A 17,881-nucleotide genomic window follows, 5' to 3' on the forward strand; every position below is an offset into this window, starting at 1 on the left:
AGCGAGTGATGAATCAGGCGTTGGCGGTTTTACGAGCCGGTGCGGCGGGCATCAGCGCGTCGGCATAGAAGCGCCGGGCGACGTCGGGGTGCGAACGCAACCGACCCTTGAGGTAGTTCCAGCCGACATCGCGAAACAACGGATTGAGCGGATCACTCGCCGGGCCACGCGCTTCGCGCAGCAGCGCGGTGGGCAACGGATACAGCGGCACCACGGCATCGAGTTGCGCGCCGAGGAAGAAGGCGATGGACAAGCGTTCGCTGCCTGCGGGCGGCGACACCACCCGATGCACCGTGGCGCGCAGATAGCCGTTGGTGGCCAGCTCCAGCAGTTCGCCGATGTTCACCACCAGCGTGTTGTCGCGGGGCAGCGCATCGATCCAGCGCCCCTCCTCGACCTCCACTTGCAACCCGGCCTGCTGGTCTTGCAGGAGAAAGCTGAGGAACCCGGAATCCTTGTGCGCGCCGACGCCCTGCTGGCTCGCGCTGGCGGCCTGGCCTGGATAGCGCATCAACTTGATGTGTTCGTTGGGCTTGTCGCCGTACAACTGATCGAACGCGTCCGCCCGCAGCGACAGCGCCTGGGCAAAGGCACGCAGCAGACGCAACGCCATGCGCGTCATCGCCTGTTGCCATTCGAGCAGCAGCGGTTTCAGTTCTGGCAGCGCCGCCGGCCATTGGTTGGGCCCCTGCAACCGAGCCCACAACGGACTGTCCGCGTCCAGCGGCAACGCTTCGCGCTCGGCGCCGAGATCGAATTGCTCACGCCAGTCGGGTTGACCACGGGTGATCTCGGAAGCGGCACGGTTGTACCCGCGAAAGTGCGGCGAATTGATCATGCCGACGGCGGTCTTTTCCTGCTCGGACAAGGCGAAGAACTGCCGGGCGTGATCCTGCACCTGTTTGAGCAGGTGGCTGTCGATGCCATGGCCGGTGAGATAGAAAAAGCCGACGTCACGCGCGGCGTGACGCAGGTTTTCAAGAAATTCATAACGCTGTTGCGCGGTGCCTTCGAACAACGAAAGGTCCAGCGTCGGCAACGCTGTGATATCGAGGGTATGCGGCATGATTCACTCCCGTGTGAATCAAACCTGAAGAGCCTTTGATCGATTCAGCGTGTGCCGTCATGGCAATCGGGGGTCTATCGGTTTGATGCGTTTGATTCGTCGTGAGACAAAACTAAACGATCTTAAAAACCACGAACAAATACCTTTTTTGCATTAGCTTAGGCCTGACGCTCAGGTTCGCTGTCATCACGCGACAGCTCTCCCGCTTCAACTGATCAACGTGCCGGGTCATAAAACGGTTCGACCGCCACCCGGCTACCGACAAAGAAACTGTCAGCCACCAGCCGCAGTGGCTGCAGATCGACGTCGCTGGCCCGATCGCCAATCAGTTGCCGGAAGTGTCGATACACCGCGGTGTACTCGCCCTCTTCCGACACCACTTGGCGCACGCCGTCGATGCTCAGCAGCGCCCCGCCGTTGTCCAGGCGCAGCACCCCTTCGGCGCAGCGAATCTCGATGCTCCAGAGTTCGTCGTGACCGTGGTCGAAATCGAACTCGGCCTGCACGTCGAGCCGGTTCGCGTCGGACATCTTGATCGACGCGGCAATCGGCGACTGGCAGTTGTCCGGTACGCGCAGTTCGGCGGCGTCGACAAACAATGGCTGCGCCAGCAAACGGGTGACGATCGACAAGGCATTGATGCCCGGATCGAAAACGCCCAGACCACCGGGTTGCCAGATCCACGTCTGACCGGGATGCCACTTGCGCACGTCTTCCTTCCAGTCGATCTGCACGCTTTGCAACGTGCGGCTGGCGAGCCAGTCGCGGGCGGCTTCAATGCCGGGGGCGTAGCGCGAATGCCAGGCGAACAACGCACTGACACCCTGTTGCTGCGCTTGACTGACCAGGGCCATAGCCTCGCCCAGCGTGGCGCACGGCGGTTTTTCCACCAACACATGTTTGCCGGCGGCCAGCGCCTGCTGCACCAGTGCGAACCGACCTTGCGGCGGCGTACAAAACGCAATCGCATCCACCTCGGGGCCGTTCTCCAGCAACTCGCTCAACGAGTGAAAGTTCTCCACCCCGGCACAGGGTTTACCTTGCGTGGCGACCGCCACCAGACGAAATCCGGGATTGGCGTTGATCGCCGGCACATGTTGATCCTGGGCAATCTTGCCGTAGCCCACCAGACCGAGACGGATCGGTTGCATCAGTGACTCCTGTTGTTGTCTTATTGTCGTCAGCGAGTGCGCAGATTAGCCGTAAACGTCACGGAAAACCCAGCTGAGTCTGATCAAAAAACTGCAGAAGTCAGCGCTCGGTTCATCGCGCCGGGTAGTAACGCTGATGCCGCGGCGCAAACAGAGAAAGCCTGCTTTTCAGGGCAGGCTTTGACTTTCACAACGCTGCAGTCACTTCTGCTGAGTGGTCAACGCCGAGTAACTGTTCATCAGGTTCCGGTAGTTCGGAATCCGCTGCGACAGCAGATTGCCCAGCCCTTCGATGTCGTTGCGCCAGTCGCGGTGCAGTTCACAGGCGACCGAGAACCAGTTCATCATTTGTGCGCCGGCCTGGGTCATGCGGCTCCACGCGGCTTGCTGGACGGTAGTGTTGAAGGTGCCGGAGGCGTCGGTGACGACGAATACGTCAAAGCCTTCAGCCAGTGCCGACAGGGTCGGGAAAGCGACGCAGACGTCGGTCACGACACCGGCGATGATGATCTGCTTGCGGCCGGTGGCCTTGATCGCCTTGACGAAGTCTTCGTTGTCCCAGGCGTTGATCTGACCTGGGCGGGCGATGTACGGCGCATCGGGGAACATTTCTTTCAGTTCCGGAACCAGCGGGCCGTTGGGGCCTTGTTCGAAACTGGTGGTGAGAATGGTCGGCAGGTTGAAGAATTTCGCCAGGTCGGCCAGGGCCAGGACGTTGTTCTTGAACTCGTTCGGCGAGAAGTCCTGAACCAGAGAAATCAGACCGGTCTGGTGGTCGACCAGCAGGACTACGGCGTCGTCTTTGTTCAGGCGGTTGTAGGTTGCAGTGCTCATGTTTGAATCCCTTTTCTTTGTTGAGGTAGTTGGCGTTGCGTTGAACATGGGCACAGATTACTGACACAACCGGAACCGATAAATCGGTTGAAAAGCGTTTCACTGTCAACTCATAACGGACAATCCTGGCGACACAACACAGGCTTGCCAGCCTCCAACTCAATCCGCCTCGGGAATTGGTTTGGCGATCATCAAACTGTACGGTGCCCGGTTCAGGACCCTCTCCACCGTTGCGCCAATCAAGTTGAGGCCTTGCGGGTAGGCGGTGCCCCATAACCCTGTGGGAGCGGGCTTGCCCGCGAAGGGTTCATTCCAGGCACCATCTCAAATGGCTGACACACCGCTTTCGCGAGCAAGCCCGCTCCCACACTGGATCTCGGCAGGCCGCCATTCCTGAGTTCACCGCATAACCCTGTGGGAGCGGGCTTGCTCGCGAAGGGGTCATTCCGGGCAACATCTCAAATGACTGACGCACCGCTTTCGCGAGCAAGCCCGCTCCCACAATGATCTCGACAGGCCGCCATTCCTGGGTTCACCTCACAATCCTGTGGATGAAGTTATGAGCTAATAACGCCTTCATTAAACCGTCTTTCAAACGTTGTACTAGGATAGGATCCACTTCCTGACATTTGCGCCGACCAGGGAACATGCTCGACGCAGGTCAGGAATGGGACTGTTTCACCTGCAACTCATGGATGATGTTTATGAATTCACACCTGTTTCCCCACATCGGTAAAGTCATTGCGAGCACCGGCAGCCGGCATTTTCCGCGGATGCTGCATGACCTGATCCAGACACAACTGGCGGTCGACGCCACACACATTCGCCAGATGCGCGTCGAGCCGGTGGGCCGCCCCGCCCATCGCCACCCACCGGAAACCGGCAAAGACTCGGCCCAGCAGGCTGAAACGGTATTCTGCGAACAGATTGCCGCGCGCTCGAGCGAGCCGATGGACACGCCAGACGCGGCCAGCGCCGACGCCTCGCAATTACACCTGACCCGGCGCAAGGACGGCTACCGCTACGTGATTTCGGTGTATCGCAACGACCAGTCGCAACGGTTCTCGGCTCAAGAGCAGAGTTTGTTGCAGGACATATCTCCGGTGCTGTTGCCGATGGTGGAAAAACACATTCACGCCCTGCAACCCCAGCAGACCAACACCGGAGACCCGTCGCCCAGCGCTGATGGCGCGCAACAGGGCCTGGAAAACCTGCGGCTGCGCTTCAACGAGCGTTTGCAGCAACTGGGCCTGAGCCTGTCCAATCGCGAAACCGAAGTGTGCATCGGCCTGCTCGCCGGGCGTACCGCACCGGAGCTGGCCGAACAGTTGCAGTTGAAGGTCAACACGGTGGAAAGCTACCTCAAGCGCGCCGCGATCAAGCTGGGGATCAGCGGCCGGCATTCGTTGATGCGCTGGATGTATTCGCCTGAACATACCGCCACCCTGCCCGGTTCACCCCACGCCGCTTGATGGTGCCCGATCTGCAGGAACTGCCGCTGCGAGCAAGCCCGCTCCCACATCGAAATGCGCTGAGCCGATGGTTACAGCAACACCCGGCTAAAACTGTGGGAGCGGGCTTGCTCGCGAAGAGGCCGTGTCAGGCACTTAAGGTGTTGGCAGGCACACCGCATTCGCGAGCAAGCCCGCTCCCACATCGGTATGCGCTGAGCCGATGGTTACAGCAACACCCGGTTAAAACTGTGGGAGCGGGCTTGCTCGCGAAGAGGCCAGAACTGTCAGCGCCTATTCCTTGGGCACAACATTATCCAGCGCCTGATTCACCGCCAACTCGCCCAGCATCACCACTTGGGCAATGCCCAACACCATATTACGGCTCGGCCCTTCCAGCGTGCCGGCGAAATCGCCGAGCATGACCGTGGCAGAGGCCAGGGATTCGCAGGCGTTGGCCAGCAGGGATTCGGTGTCGGTTTGCGGGTTGACCAAGAACATGCTGCTGGGGGTGTACGGCGTTGCCATGATGTTTGCGGGCGCGAGGTAGTGGTCGAGGGCGCGTTCGGCGGCTTCGTGGAGTTTTCTGGAGTTGAGGGATTCGTAGGGTGATACCGAGTCTGTGGCCGGCGGATTGGGTGGGGTTTCGGACATCAGCAGGAACTCCGATCAAGGTACTTTGGAAGAATGACTTCGTGTAGGAGCTGCCGAAGGCTGCGATCTTTTGATCTTGTTTTTAGAAGCAAAATCAAAAGATCGCAGCCTGCGGCAGCTCCTACAGGGGACCGGGTGATTAGTTCGGCACGCGGCGGCCGTCCAGTACCCGGTTGACCATCAGTTCACTGAGCATGATCACCTGATGCAGCATCAGCATGGCCCGGCGCTGTGAGTTGTCGACGACATCGCCAATATCGCGGGCCATGTCGCTGGCGGCGGCTAACGATTCGCAGGCTTCGACGAGCAAGGTTTCCTCGTCCACGGTGGGGTCGATGAGGAAGATTCTGTTCGCCTTGCATGACGAGGTTGAAGGGATCGAGATCTTCAGTGCGCCGGGGTTGAGGTAGAAGTTGATGGCGCGGTCGGTTGCCGCTTTTATCTTCTGCGGGTCGAGGGCTGGGTCGTACGGGATCGAGGTGTCTGGGGGGTTGGGTGTGGCTTTGAACATGGATGTACTCCTATTGCAGTTATTCAGGAGCCATCACTCTCGCTACCAAACGAGGGGTGGTGGCCATACGCGGGTTGGTAGACCGGCTGCAATAGGAACCCGGCGCTCACGAGTGAGCCCCACGCATGACCACCATAAAACCGAGCCCCGCAAAGGGACTGCAAAGGTGTTGCCATACAGCTATTACAGACGGGCTACCAAACCCGATCACTGATTTTCAGTGACAGGGAAACGATAAGCCCGTCGCATAGCCGTGTAAGCCGGCGGATTCTGGCGTACGCGTAGGTAACGGCGCAAGGCGTTGTAGCCGGTATGGCGTAACGGTTCATGTACTTTAAACGTGGTTGCGGGGTTAGGTTTATATGCGCGGGAGTATCGAGAGTTACCCTGTTGTTTTGATGTTGTCTGGCAGGCCGCTTTCGCGAGCAAGTCGAATCGTCGCACCGCCGCTCCCACAGTTGGAATGAGTGCATTCAGGTGGGAGGTTGGTCGGTTGGCAGGCCGCCATCGCTGGCAAGCCAGCTTCCACCATTTGATCGAGTGCATTCAGTCAGGGACTGGTCGACTGTGAGGCCGCTTTCGCGAGCAAGCCCGCTCCCACAGTTGGAATGCGTGCATTCATTTGGGGATTGGTTGGCTCTAAGGGCGTCATTGCTGGCAAGCCAGTTCCCACAGGTTCAGGCAGTGGATGGACGCAACACCAGCGCAAACAGTTCGCCATGCCCGTTCACATTGAGCTTGTGATAGAGATTGCGCCGATGCACCTTCACCGTCTCCGGCGAGATGCCCATCTGCTGGGCGATGGCCTTGCTGGAAAAGCCCTGCAGAATCAGCCGCGCGGTGTCGACTTCGCGGGTGGTCAGGCGCGCATCGAAGCGATCGAGCAGCGTTGCCAGATCCCCCGCCACCGGCTCGCTGCCGGTCCCTTGCGGCGGCAACAGTTGCACATGGCGACGCATCGCCGCCAACACCCAGTCGCGCACACACAGCAGACGGCCCTGCTCGGCCAGATCGAAAGCCGTCGAGCGTCCGAGTGACAGGCCAAGCACGCCGCCCTCGATGTTGATCATGAACTGCAACTCGTCCTCACCGACCACCGAGCGAAAGTAGCTCTGGTAATACTCGCTGTGCAGAAACTGGTCCGGCGCCACCGAAGCCAGGCTGTGCAGGCCGTCGGCGATGCCGGTCGAGGCGGTTTGGTAGAACGGATCGAGCAGGTACATCCCGGCGCTGTAGCTGGCCAGTTCTTCCTGTTCATCGGCGCGGCCCTTGCTGTCGAAGTCGATCAGCAATTGCGGTGCCTGCCCCGCCTTCATCAGCGCCACCAGCGCGTTGTCCAGCGGCAACAGCAGGCGCAGCGTGTCGACCAGCGCGCGCCAGAAAGCGTCCTGGCCGACGGCGGCAAATACCCGCGCCAGACTTTGGTGCACCGGCAACTCCTGCAACAACGCGTCCACGCTCTACCCCTTTTGAGTAACCCATGATGGGAATGGGTCAGGCGTGCCCGCCCGGATAGGCTGAGCACTCCTGTCAATCACCGGCCTGCCGCAGGCCAGGAGTGCCGCATCATGCGTTGTCGTCGTGGCTATATCAACCGGGGCATCAACCTTGGCCTGCTCGCCTGTTTTGGCGTCGCATCCGTCGCCAGTGCCGCCGACGCACCAAGCGTGCACGTCTACAACTGGTACGACTACATCGGCCCCACGACCCTGGCTGACTTCAAGCGCGACAGCGGCATTCAGCCGGTTTACGACACGTTCGACAGCGCCGAAGTGCTCGAAGGCAAACTGCTGACCAGCCGCAGCGGTTACGACGTGGTGGTGGCGAGCAACTTCAGCCTGCCGACGCTGATCAAGGCCGGTGCCCTTGCCCCGCTGCCGCGCGATCAACTGCCGGGCTGGAACAATCTGGACAGCGATCTGCTGAAAAAACTGGCCAACAACGATCCCGGCAATCAATACGCCGTGCCTTATCTGTGGGGCACCAACGGCATCGGCTACAACGTCGACAAAGTGCGCGCCGCACTCGGCGACAAGGCGCCGCTGGATTCGTGGGATCTGGTGTTCAAGGAAGAGAACCTCGCCAAGCTTGGCCAGTGCGGGGTGGCGATGCTTGATTCGCCGTCGGAGATGCTCCCGGTCGCCCTGCACTACTTGGGCTTGCCGCCCAACAGCACCAACCCCGAGGACTACCAGAAAGCCGAAGCGCTGCTGCTCAAATTGCGCCCGCACATTGCCTACTTCAATTCGTCGAAATTCATCAGTGACCTGTCTAACGGCAACATTTGTGTGGCGGTGGGCTGGTCCGGGGCGATGCTCGAAGCCAAAACCAACGCCGAGCAGGCGCACAACGGCGTGAAGATCGCCTACAGCCTGCCCAAGGAAGGCGCGCCGGTGTGGTTCGACACGCTGGTGCTGCTCAAGGATGCGCCGAACCGCGCTCAGGGTCTGGCGTTCATCGACTACCTGCTGCGCCCGGAAGTCATCGCGCCGGTCAGTGATCACCTGTCGTACCCCAACGGCAACCGCGCCGCGACGCCATTGGTGGCTGCGGCCACGCGGGATAATCCGGCGGTGTATCCGTCCGCGGCGGCGATGGCCACGTTGTACACCCTGGAACCGCTGCCCAAAGCCACCGAACGCGTGCGCACGCGGGTGTGGAGCAAGGTCAAGAACGGCCAGTAACCCCAACACAGTTCCCTGTGGGAGCGAGCTTGCTCGCGAATGCGTCGGGTCAGTCAACATCTCCTTTGAATGACACACCGCCTTCGCGGGCAAGCCACGCTCCCACAGGGTTTTGTGTTCAGTCCCGCTCATTCATTTCCGCCTTTTTATAGAGAGACATCCCATGAAACCCCGTGCCCGTGACCTCAACATCCGCATCGGCCAACTGCAACCCGGCCCGCTCAACGCCATCACCGACGTCCCCGGCGTGCGCGTCGGCCACAGTAACGTGCGTGGCCGCAGCGACAGCGGACGTGACATCTGCACCGGCGTCACAGTGATCGAACCGCGCCGCGGCTCGACCAACCAGCAACCGTGCTTCGCCGGGGTGCATGTGCTCAATGGCAATGGCGATGCCACCGGCCTTGAGTGGATTCGCGAGGCCGGGCTGCTGACCAGTCCCATCGCCTTCACCAACACCCACAGCCTCGGCGTGGTGCGCGATGCGTTGATTGCGCTGGATCGCCAACAGCAACCGGACGACGGGCGCCTCTACTGGAACATGCCGGTGGTGCTGGAAACCTTCGATGGCTTGCTCAACGACATCAATGGGTTTCACGTCAAACCCGAGCATGTCGCCGAGGCGCTGCATTCAGCGCATGACGGTGCCGTTGAAGAAGGCGCCGTCGGTGGCGGCAGCGGCATGATCTGCCATGAATTCAAGGGCGGCATCGGCAGCGCCTCACGCCGTTTGAGCAGCGCTCAGGGCGGCTGGACGGTGGGCGCGATCGTCCAGGCCAACCACGGCATTCGCAGCGAGTTGCGGGTCGACGGTTATCCGGTGGGTCGCTACATGGAGCAGGTCGATTCGCCGTTCCTGCGGGCTTCGCTGCCGCATCCGGGCATGGGTTCGATCGTGGTCTGCCTGGCCACCGACGCACCGCTGCTGCCGCATCAATGCACGCGCCTGGCACAGCGCGCCAGCCTCGGTCTGGCGCGCAGCGGCGGCGGTAACGAAGACCACAGCGGCGACATTTTCATTGCCTTTGCCACCGGCAACGAGCAGGTGCCATCCGCCGCTTACGAGGGTAAAAGCGCGCCAACCTGCGACGGCTTGCGCATGGTCAACAACGACCACATCAGCGAACTGTTCCTCGCGGCTACCGAGGCGGTCGAAGAAGCGATCATCAACGCCCTGCTCGCCAGCGAGAGCACCGCGGGCAACGGGCATGCAGTGCCTGGGCTGGATAAGGAAACTCTGCTCGCCGCCCTCGCCAAGGCCGGCTGGCCCGGCGCCCGCTGACCTGTAGGAGCTGCGGCACGCTGCGATCTTTTGACCTTGCTTTCATAAATCAAAAGATCGCAGCCTTCGGCAGCTGCTGCAGGAGGTGAGATTCAGATGAACATCTGGGCGCCGATATGTCGCGCCGTTTGCAGATGCTCCTGCGGATCACGCACCTCCGACTCCACCATCAGCGTCGAGCTGACCACCGTCGCCCCGCTGTAATCGAAAATCCCGTGTTCGATCTGCGCCTTCATCGCCGGCCCGTAACCGTGGCGTTCGTAGGCGCGTTCATCGGCCCCTGCAAGGCCGACCAGATGCACGCGCAGGCGCTGCAGCTTCTTCACATGCTTGAGGTCGCCAGCGAAATCGAACGCCCAGCCATTGCTGAACACCCGATCAATCCAACCCTTGAGCAACGCCGGCATCGACCACCAGTACACCGGGAACACCAGCACCAGAGCGTCGGCCCGATCAATCCGTGCCTGTTCCGCCAATACGTCGGCTGGCGGCCGCGCCTCACGGTGATGCACGGCGAAATCCGCTGCGTCGAACACCGGCTGAAATCCCTCGGCGTACAGATCGGCGATTTCCCGGGTATTGGCGGGGTTGGCGCGGGTCAAGCCCTCGGCAATCTGCGTTGCCACGCTGTGGGTCAGCGAACGCGGTTCGTGATGCGCCACAACAATCAATGCGTGCATGGTCATTCTCCTGTAAGTTTGCGCTGACCAAGGGCTATGTACTCTTGGTAAGTTACGAACAGTAAGTTACGTTTGGTATATAACCGATGTCAACCACAGAAATGACCGAAGCCGATTCCCCTGCCCAACCGCGACGTCGCCTGTCGCGCGAAGATCGCAACCGCCAGTTGCTCGACGTCGCCTGGCAGATCATTCGGGCCGAGGGCACCGATGCCCTGACCCTGGGTTATCTGGCGGACAAGGCCGGGGTGACCAAACCGGTGGTCTACGACCACTTCACCACTCGCTCGGGCTTGCTCGCGGCGCTGTATCGCGACTTCGATACTCGCCAGACTGCGGTGATGGATGCAGCGATCGACCAGTGTCCGCCAACGCTGATCGACACCGCGACGGTGATCGCCACGGCGTACGTCGATTGCGTGTTATTGCAGGGCAATGAGATTCCTGGAGTGATTGCCGCGCTGGGCAGCACGCCGGAGCTGGAAAAGATCAAGCGCGACTACGAGGCAATCTTCCTCGAAAAGTGCCGCAGTGTGCTGCAACCGCTGGCCGCTGGCGGGCAAATCACCCAGGCCGGTTTGCGCGCGATGCTCGGTGCCGCCGAGGCGTTGTCGAATGCTGCCGCCAGTGCTGAAATCAGTGCCGGGCAAGCGAAGGACGAATTGTTCGCCACCATCATCGCAATGGTGGAACGGGCCGCCGCCCGTGCGACTAGCGGTACTTGAGTCAGCCCCCGCGCGTTCCCATGATGAAGGTACGCAGGCGCTTGACTCCTGAGCGACTGCGTAGGGAACGGGTGTTCTGAACCCCAAATCAAGCCTGTTCCCTGTTTCATGCGCAGCTTGAGCCTCATGGGCTCTACTTCTCCCCATCAAAGAGCCTTGAGGCTCTTTTTTTGTCCGTTTTTTGCGCCGGACTCAGGACTCAGTGCAGCGTCAGGCGCTGACGGACAAATTCTTCGACGTGACGGGTAGTTTGATCCAGATGCCGGTCGCGCTGTTTTTCGGCATCGAGCATCGCGCGCTTGCCGTTTTTCTGCAGCAGGTAGGTGTGGATCTGCTGCACTTCCAGCGAGCGATAGATCGGTGTGGTGTCGATGAAACCGCGCAGGCCATTGCTGCGGTAATGCCGGGTGCTCATCAACACCTGGGTTTCGCGAGCGCCGATCACCTCGAACCCCAGCGCCTCGAAGTACGGCACTTTGCCGACACTGCAGGTCAGCTCGGCGTGCGGATAACGGCTGACCATCTCGCCGATCATCGCCCGCGCCACGCCCTGGCGCCGATAGCCTTCGCGCACGGCCATGTAGGCGACGCTGCACGCTTCCCAATCGCCCTGCACCGGCAAGTACAAAAGGAAACCGGTGACCTGCTCCGGATCATCCTCGGCCGTCGCCACCAGCAACTCCACCTCGGTGCCCTTCTCACCGTTCAGCGCCTCCAGATACAGATGCACCTCATAGCCGACCGCGTACTGATAGACGTTGTACAGCAGATTGCTCGGGCCAAGACCGACCGCGCTGATGTCGGTCAGGTAATCGACCACCAGTTGCAGAATCTGGCTGTTGACGCTTTCGGGGCATGGGGATTTGTAGTGGGTGATGCGTGGCATGACAACTGAACTCCGGCGGAAAACCGCGACATCATACCGTGTCCCGACGCCTGCTTTATGTAGGAGCTCGCGGTTGACCTGAAGAAAATTTCATCCTCCGTGGAGCGGATCTTTCGTCGATTTGGCGTCCAATTCTTCAGCTGCGTTCACTTTTTTCACGCAGGCCTTGAGGAGTTGTCATGAGCGTTTTGCGTTCACTGTTCAAATGGCGAAAAACCCTGTTGCTGGTGCCTGTGACACTGGCGGCGCTGGCCAGTGCGCCTGCGTTTGCCCAGCAGGTGGTGATCGTTCAGCAAGCCCCGCCGCCGATGCGCATGGAAGTGATGCCCGGCCCGCGCCCCGGTTATGTCTGGGATCAGGGCCATTGGCGCTGGGAAGGACGCGGCTACGTGTGGATGCCCGGTCATTGGCAACCGGTGAGGTACGGCGCGCACTGGCGACCAGGCCACTGGCAGGCGCGCGGTCCTAACTGGTACTGGGTCGAAGGCCACTGGGCCCGTTGAAACCGCCTCGCCTGCAAACTTCATCTACCGGGAAGATCACCATGTCGCGAAACCTGAAAACCCTGCTCGCCGCCTCACTGGTCGCGATCACCCTGTCGGGCTGCATTGTCGAACCGGTACGGCCGCATCGGCCACCGCCGCCGGTGGAAGTCGTGCCGGTCATGCCAGCGCCCGGTTATCACTGGGTCGCCGGTCACTATCGTTGGGATGGACGTGAATGGCGCTGGGCACCGGGACACTGGCGCGCCTATTGACCTGAGCGGCTGGCGTCACTGCTGTGGCGCCACCACCTTGAACTTGATCGCGATGTCGTTGGACACCACAGTGTCCGCCCACTCCCCCGCCCCAAGTCCGAACAGGTCACGCTTGAGCACCAGTTCACCGTCGAAAATGCCGATCGAACTGTCCGGTTTCAGCTCGACCGGCACCTGAACCTCTCGGGTGATGCCCTTGAGGGTGAGCTGGCCGGCGATCAGATAATGATTGCCCGTGACCCGGGTAAAACGGCTGGACTCGAACACCGCCACGGGAAAGCGCTGCGTATCGAACCACGCCGGTTTCACCAGTTCGGTGTTGGCGTCGGTGCTGCCGGCGTCGATGCTGTTGAGGTCGATGTGCAATGTGGTGTGGGCGTCGGCGAGGTTGTCGCTGTCGAACTGCAGTGTCGCGTCGAACTTGCCGAAGGTGCCGTACATCAGCGAGCCCATCTGGTTGTAGGTAAAGCTGATCTGGCTGGCGGTGGTGTTGACGCGGTTGTATTCAGCGGCCTGCGCCGCGCTCGTGACGCACAGGCAGGCAAACAGTGCCACAGCGGTGAATCGGGGACGCATGGGATTCTCCGGACAGGGCAAACCTTCGAGGCCTCGACTGACTTAAGCAAACAACCGGCGAATGTGCCATGTCATTTGTCTGCCGATGTGGCTCGGGCTCAGACCAGCCGCTCGATCTTCTGATGCTGCCAGACCAGTTTGTAATACAGCGTCTGCAACACCAGCATGCCCAGATACGCCACCGGGAACGCCATCCAAACGCCCTGCAAACCGTACTGACCGTCCAGCCAGTAAGCCGCCGGCAACTGCACGCCGACCACACAGACAATCGCAATAATCACCGGCACCAGCACCGTTCCGCTGGCGCGCATGATGCCGCCGATGATCGCCTGGAAGCCGAACACCAACAGGCTCCACAACATGATGTGCAGCAAGTGCTCAGCCATCGCCCGGGTCGAATCTTCGGTCAGGAACAATCCCAGCAACCAGTGCGACAACAGGTAACCGAGCACGATCAAACCGCCGGTGAGGCACACGTTGATCAACAGCCCGGTGCGCAGGATCGCTGCCAGGCGTTGCAGTTGCCCGGCACCAATGGCCTGGGCGCCAAGGATCGAGGCGGTGATGGCAATCGACAGCGCCGGAAACTGTACGTAGTTGACGATCTGCGTCACCGCGCCATAGGCCGCTGTCGCCTGCGAGCCGTGCTGGTTGACCAGCGCCAGAATCACCAGCTCCGACAGCGACAACACGATCATCTGCACCCCGGTCGGCAGGCCGATGCGCAGCACCTTGCCGAGAATCGCCGCGTCCAGGCGCAGTGCCGCGAAGAACTCGCGGTCCGGCGCCAGCGGATGGTCCTTGCGAATCAGCCGCCACGCCAGCCACGTCATGGCCGACAGGTTACCGGCCAGTCCGGCGAAGGCGGCACTCTGAATGCCCAACTGTGGCAGACCGAACCAGCCGCGAATCAACGCCGGGGTCAGCGCCAGCCCGACCGAGGTCGACACAATCAGCGCCAACAGTGGCGACACGGTGTCGCTGACTCCGCGCAGCAATTGCGTGAACAGCACAAACACCAGCATCGACGGCAGAATCCACATCATCACGTGCGCATACGCCACCGCATCGTCCAGCACATCCGCCGGCGTCCCCAGCCCCTGCAAGGCCTGCCGCGCAAACACACTGCCCAGCACCGCCGCCAGCAAGCCGATCAACACCCCCAGCAACAGCGTTGCCCCGGCGATCGCCTTGACCATGTGTGCCTCGCGCGCCCCCCACGCCTGGCCGATTAACACCCCGGCGCCCGCGCCCAGGCCGATCACCAACGCGATAAAGAAAAAGATCACCGGAAACATCCCCGACACCGCCGCCAGCGCTTGCGTACCGAGCATCTGCCCAATGTAAATGCTGTTGACCGTGCCCGACATCGATTGCAGGAAGTTGGACAACACCATCGGCGCAAGGAACAGCAGGTAGGTTTGCCAGAGCGGTTTGATGGTGCTGGGGGTTTGCATTGAGGATCGTTCTCGGGGTGGGAGATGCGAGGGATATTACGCTAGATGGGCGGGATAAAGTCGGTCGACATCGCCTCTGCTCAAGGCTTAAATGTCGGCACTATTTTTTGTGGAACGCGCCTGCCCATGACTCCGTTGCGAAATGCTCTGACCTGTTCCCTGCTGGTTCTTTTCAGTCACATGGCGCACGCCGCCGAGCCCCCTGTTTCCTCCGAATCGTTGCGTCCGTTGCTGACAACCTTGAACGAACGCCTGAACATCGGCGACCTCGTCGCCCTGACCAAATGGGACAGTGGCAAGCCGATTCAGGACAGCCCGCGCGAAGCCCAGGTCATCGCCAATGCCCGCACCCTGGCGACCGAACACCAGCTCGACCCCGAAGAAGTCGCCCAGTTGATCGCTGCACAAATGGAGGCAAACAAACTGGTGCAGTACGGATTGCTCGCGCAATGGCAGGCGGCTGGTGCGGCGCCGGACACCCCGCGACCGGATCTGGCCGGGCAGATTCGTCCGCGCCTGGACGAGCTGCAAACCCGCCTGCTGCGCCAGTACGCCGACTTCGCGCCCCATCGCCGCGACCCCAATTGCCCGGTCTGGCTGGCCAAGGCCCGGCAGGGCCTGACACACGACACACTGCATGATCTGGCCCTGACCCGCGCCACCGGAGAACTATGCATTCGGGCGCAGAAGCTCTGAATCCGGACTTGCGGCATACATCGCTGGCGTCGATAGTCACCATCACGCCAATGAAGTTCTCATAAAAAATCCGCGGCGTAACATCAGCTCCATACCAACCCAATACACCCCGGAGCACACGATCATGAAACGCCAAACCATCCTCGGCATCGCTTTCTCGGTTCTTGCAGTCAACGCTTTTGCAGCAACACCCGTTCACACCCTGGTCGCTGAAGGCGGCTCGGACAAGTTGATTGAAAGCCGTCTGGCTGAAGGTGGTTTTGATCGTCTGCTGGAGCGCCGTGTCGCTGAAGGTGGCTCGGATCGTCTGCTGGAGCGCCGTGTCGCTGAAGGTGGCTCGGATCGTCTGCAAGAACGCCGTGTCGCTGAAGGTGGTTCGGATCGTCTGCAAGAACGCCGTGTCGCTGAAGGTGGTTCGGATCGTCTGCAGGAACGCCGTGTCGCTGAAGGTGGTTCGGATCGTCTGCAAGAACGCCGTGTCGCTGAAGGTGGTTCGGATCGTCTGCAGGAACGCCGCGTCGCTGAAGGTGGTTCGGATCGTCTGATCGAAAGCCGCAATGCATAAAACAACGGCTCTAAAGCAGTCAAAGAAGCCCGGCCTGATCAGCCGGGCTTTTACATTTCGTCGTTTGCTGGCGTGGTTCTTTTCAACAACCCGCGTCAGAAAGGATCTTGCCTTGTAGGGCATTGGCGAAACTTCCGACGGTGCTTATCCGAAGCGACCGACTGGCAGCCCGACGCTTAATGCGCATACCATGCGGCCACAACGTTCAAACAGAATTTGCCTGCCCATGCTCAAAGCCAGTCTGCGAAGTCACCTGACCCTCTGGTTCGCCGGTTTGTCCCTGCTGACCCTGGCGATCGTCGGCTTCTATGTCGGGCATATCGCCACCGAACAGATGAAACAGGTCAGCGGCAATTCACTGCTCAATACCGCGCGTTCTGCGGCAACGTTGCTCGGTGACCAATTACGCGAGCGCCAGCTGGAGGTCTACCTGCTCAGCCGTGCGCCGCATCTGGAACGCGGCGACCTCGACAACCCGGCGATTCTCAAATCGATGCAACTGCGCACCCAGGCCCGGGCCGAGTATGCGTGGATGGGCGTGACCGATGCCGAGGGCCATGTGCATCAAGCGGTCAATAATTTGCTGGTCGGGCAATCGGTGCAGCAACGGCCATGGTTCCAGGCTGGCCTGCGGGGTGAGTACACCGGTGACCCGCACGAAGCGGTGTTGCTGGCCAAACTGCTGCCGGGAACGCCCAACGGCGAACCGCTGCGTTTCATCGATTTCGCCGCCCCGATCCGCAACGCCGACGGCCAGGTGATTGGCGTGCTGGGCGCGCACGCGCACTGGAGCTGGGTGACGCGTATCGTCGAATCGGCAGCGTTCTCGCATAAAAATGCGTCGCCGGATATCGAAGCGCTGATCATCGATCACGACGGCAAGGTGCTGTACCCGGAAGCCCTGATGGGCCAGCAACTGGCGGTGAATGATTCGAAGTCGCCGGGCTGGTCGGTCGGCAACGGTTACCTGACCAGCATGGTCACCGTACCGACGCCTTCGAGTACGGCGTTGTCCTGGTCGATTGCCGTGCGCCAGCCACTGGACACCGCTCTGGAGCCGGCGCGCCTGCTGCTCTATAAATTGTTGCTGCTGGGTGTGGCCGCTGCCGTGGCATTCGGGCTGGTGGCGTACTATCTGGCGCAGTATCTGAGCCGGCCGATCGAGCAACTCGCGCACTCGGCCAAACAGGTGCAGAACCAACAGCCCGGCGCACAATTCCCGCTGCAGCACCCGGTGCGGGAAATCGCCCAGCTTGGGCAGTCGATCGACGCCATGACCCGGTCGCTGCTGGCCAAGGAGCGCGAACTGCAGGAAGCCAACGCCTCGCTGGAAGCCACCGTCGCCCAGCGCACCGCGGCACTGATGCAGGCCAATGCCGACCTGTTGAACCTGGCGACCCACGATGCCCTGACCGGCGTCTACAACCGCCGCCGCTTCGATGAAAAACTCAGCGAATACAGTCTGCTGTTCCGCCGCACCGGGCGACCGTTTGCCCTGCTGCTGATCGACGCCGATCACTTCAAGCGCATCAACGACACCTACGGTCACGCGATTGGCGACGACGTGTTGCAGCAATTGGCGCAGCTCATTCAGGTCAGCGTGCGTGCCACCGATTTCGTCGCCCGTTACGGCGGCGAGGAATTCGCCGTACTGCTGCCGGAAGTCGCCCAGCCTGATACTCCAGAGGTGGTCGCCGAAAAGATCCGTGTCGCCGTGGCCCAGGCGCACTTTCCCGAGATCGGACAGGTCACGGTGAGCATTGGCGTCGCGCTGGCCGACCCGGCGGACAACAGCCACACGATGCTGATCAAACGTGCCGACCAGCAGCTGTATCAGGCGAAAGCGGCGGGCCGTAATCAGGTGGCTTGATCAGCCCTCTTTGACTTCGCAAATGCCGTTGGCCTG

The 17,881-nt window shown here is 61.1% G+C and carries 19 protein-coding genes; 9 read left to right on the forward strand and 10 right to left on the reverse strand.

Annotated features, from left to right (window positions below):
* Window positions 1-13: 13 nt before the first annotated feature.
* From V3W27_RS13870 to ycaC, 3 genes are all read right to left on the reverse strand, one after another.
* On the reverse strand, window positions 14-1,066 hold the full coding sequence (locus tag V3W27_RS13870) for an isopenicillin N synthase family dioxygenase (RefSeq protein ID WP_330206845.1): 1,053 nt from the start codon (window positions 1,064-1,066) through the stop codon (window positions 14-16).
* 215 nt (window positions 1,067-1,281) lie between these two features.
* Complete coding sequence (locus tag V3W27_RS13875) at window positions 1,282-2,217, reverse strand: Gfo/Idh/MocA family protein (protein ID WP_330206846.1); 936 nt, start codon at window positions 2,215-2,217, stop codon at window positions 1,282-1,284.
* Between the two features lie 201 nt (window positions 2,218-2,418).
* Window positions 2,419-3,051, reverse strand: coding sequence for an isochorismate family cysteine hydrolase YcaC (ycaC, locus tag V3W27_RS13880; RefSeq protein ID WP_330206847.1), 633 nt, complete (start codon window positions 3,049-3,051; stop codon window positions 2,419-2,421).
* Between the two features lie 704 nt (window positions 3,052-3,755).
* On the opposite strand from ycaC, the gene V3W27_RS13885 reads away from it, so the two are divergent.
* Window positions 3,756-4,523, forward strand: coding sequence for a helix-turn-helix transcriptional regulator (locus tag V3W27_RS13885; protein WP_330206848.1), 768 nt, complete (start codon window positions 3,756-3,758; stop codon window positions 4,521-4,523).
* Window positions 4,524-4,796: 273 nt separating this feature from the next.
* On the opposite strand, the gene V3W27_RS13890 is transcribed toward V3W27_RS13885, so the two are convergent.
* The 3 genes from V3W27_RS13890 to V3W27_RS13900 form a co-directional block, all read right to left on the reverse strand.
* Window positions 4,797-5,156: a DUF6124 family protein gene (locus V3W27_RS13890; protein ID WP_247268644.1), complete on the reverse strand. Its 360-nt coding sequence runs from the start codon at window positions 5,154-5,156 to the stop codon at window positions 4,797-4,799.
* 139 nt (window positions 5,157-5,295) lie between these two features.
* Entirely contained in the window at window positions 5,296-5,667 is a 372-nt protein-coding gene (locus V3W27_RS13895; RefSeq protein WP_247268643.1) for a DUF6124 family protein, read from the reverse strand.
* Between the two features lie 677 nt (window positions 5,668-6,344).
* The gene (locus tag V3W27_RS13900; protein WP_330206849.1) at window positions 6,345-7,124 is read right to left on the reverse strand and encodes a helix-turn-helix transcriptional regulator; all 780 of its coding nucleotides are present in this window, start codon (window positions 7,122-7,124) and stop codon (window positions 6,345-6,347) included.
* Window positions 7,125-7,235: 111 nt separating this feature from the next.
* Between V3W27_RS13900 and V3W27_RS13905 the strand changes: the two genes are divergently transcribed.
* A complete protein-coding gene (locus V3W27_RS13905; RefSeq protein ID WP_330206850.1) occupies window positions 7,236-8,351 on the forward strand; it encodes a polyamine ABC transporter substrate-binding protein in 1,116 nt (371 codons plus the stop codon).
* Between the two features lie 163 nt (window positions 8,352-8,514).
* Window positions 8,515-9,633: a DmpA family aminopeptidase gene (locus V3W27_RS13910; protein WP_330206851.1), complete on the forward strand. Its 1,119-nt coding sequence runs from the start codon at window positions 8,515-8,517 to the stop codon at window positions 9,631-9,633.
* A 92-nt stretch (window positions 9,634-9,725) separates the two neighbouring features.
* Here V3W27_RS13910 and V3W27_RS13915 read toward each other — a convergent pair whose 3' ends face one another.
* The gene (locus tag V3W27_RS13915; protein ID WP_330206852.1) at window positions 9,726-10,313 is read right to left on the reverse strand and encodes an NAD(P)H-dependent oxidoreductase; all 588 of its coding nucleotides are present in this window, start codon (window positions 10,311-10,313) and stop codon (window positions 9,726-9,728) included.
* A gap of 86 nt (window positions 10,314-10,399) precedes the next feature.
* Between V3W27_RS13915 and V3W27_RS13920 the strand changes: the two genes are divergently transcribed.
* Window positions 10,400-11,038 (forward strand): TetR/AcrR family transcriptional regulator, encoded by a 639-nt coding sequence (locus tag V3W27_RS13920; protein WP_247268638.1) that lies wholly within the window; start codon window positions 10,400-10,402, stop codon window positions 11,036-11,038.
* 199 nt (window positions 11,039-11,237) lie between these two features.
* Here the strand turns inward: V3W27_RS13920 and V3W27_RS13925 are convergent, their stop codons facing one another.
* Entirely contained in the window at window positions 11,238-11,924 is a 687-nt protein-coding gene (locus V3W27_RS13925; protein WP_330206853.1) for a GNAT family N-acetyltransferase, read from the reverse strand.
* A 179-nt stretch (window positions 11,925-12,103) separates the two neighbouring features.
* Here V3W27_RS13925 and V3W27_RS13930 point away from each other — a divergent pair, with 179 nt between their 5' ends.
* Entirely contained in the window at window positions 12,104-12,427 is a 324-nt protein-coding gene (locus tag V3W27_RS13930; RefSeq protein ID WP_096795611.1) for a YXWGXW repeat-containing protein, read from the forward strand.
* 41 nt (window positions 12,428-12,468) lie between these two features.
* Entirely contained in the window at window positions 12,469-12,681 is a 213-nt protein-coding gene (locus V3W27_RS13935; protein ID WP_027614713.1) for a YXWGXW repeat-containing protein, read from the forward strand.
* A 15-nt stretch (window positions 12,682-12,696) separates the two neighbouring features.
* Here V3W27_RS13935 and V3W27_RS13940 read toward each other — a convergent pair whose 3' ends face one another.
* Together V3W27_RS13940 and V3W27_RS13945 are read right to left on the reverse strand one after the other, a co-directional pair.
* Window positions 12,697-13,257, reverse strand: coding sequence for a YceI family protein (locus V3W27_RS13940; RefSeq protein ID WP_330206854.1), 561 nt, complete (start codon window positions 13,255-13,257; stop codon window positions 12,697-12,699).
* A gap of 98 nt (window positions 13,258-13,355) precedes the next feature.
* Window positions 13,356-14,714, reverse strand: a complete 1,359-nt coding sequence (locus tag V3W27_RS13945; protein WP_027614711.1) for an MATE family efflux transporter — start codon at window positions 14,712-14,714, stop codon at window positions 13,356-13,358.
* 126 nt (window positions 14,715-14,840) lie between these two features.
* Between V3W27_RS13945 and V3W27_RS13950 the strand changes: the two genes are divergently transcribed.
* The 3 genes from V3W27_RS13950 (at window position 14,841) to V3W27_RS13960 (ending at window position 17,845) form a co-directional block, all read left to right on the forward strand.
* On the forward strand, window positions 14,841-15,410 hold the full coding sequence (locus V3W27_RS13950; protein WP_330206855.1) for a chorismate mutase: 570 nt from the start codon (window positions 14,841-14,843) through the stop codon (window positions 15,408-15,410).
* A 124-nt stretch (window positions 15,411-15,534) separates the two neighbouring features.
* A complete protein-coding gene (locus tag V3W27_RS13955) occupies window positions 15,535-15,975 on the forward strand; it encodes a phage infection protein (protein ID WP_247268635.1) in 441 nt (146 codons plus the stop codon).
* Between the two features lie 226 nt (window positions 15,976-16,201).
* Window positions 16,202-17,845: a sensor domain-containing diguanylate cyclase gene (locus V3W27_RS13960; protein WP_330206856.1), complete on the forward strand. Its 1,644-nt coding sequence runs from the start codon at window positions 16,202-16,204 to the stop codon at window positions 17,843-17,845.
* Window positions 17,846-17,881 lie beyond the last annotated feature (36 nt).

It is taken from the genome of Pseudomonas sp. AM14(2022), assembly GCF_036346455.1.
Classification (GTDB): Bacteria; Pseudomonadota; Gammaproteobacteria; order Pseudomonadales; family Pseudomonadaceae; genus Aquipseudomonas; species Aquipseudomonas putida_A.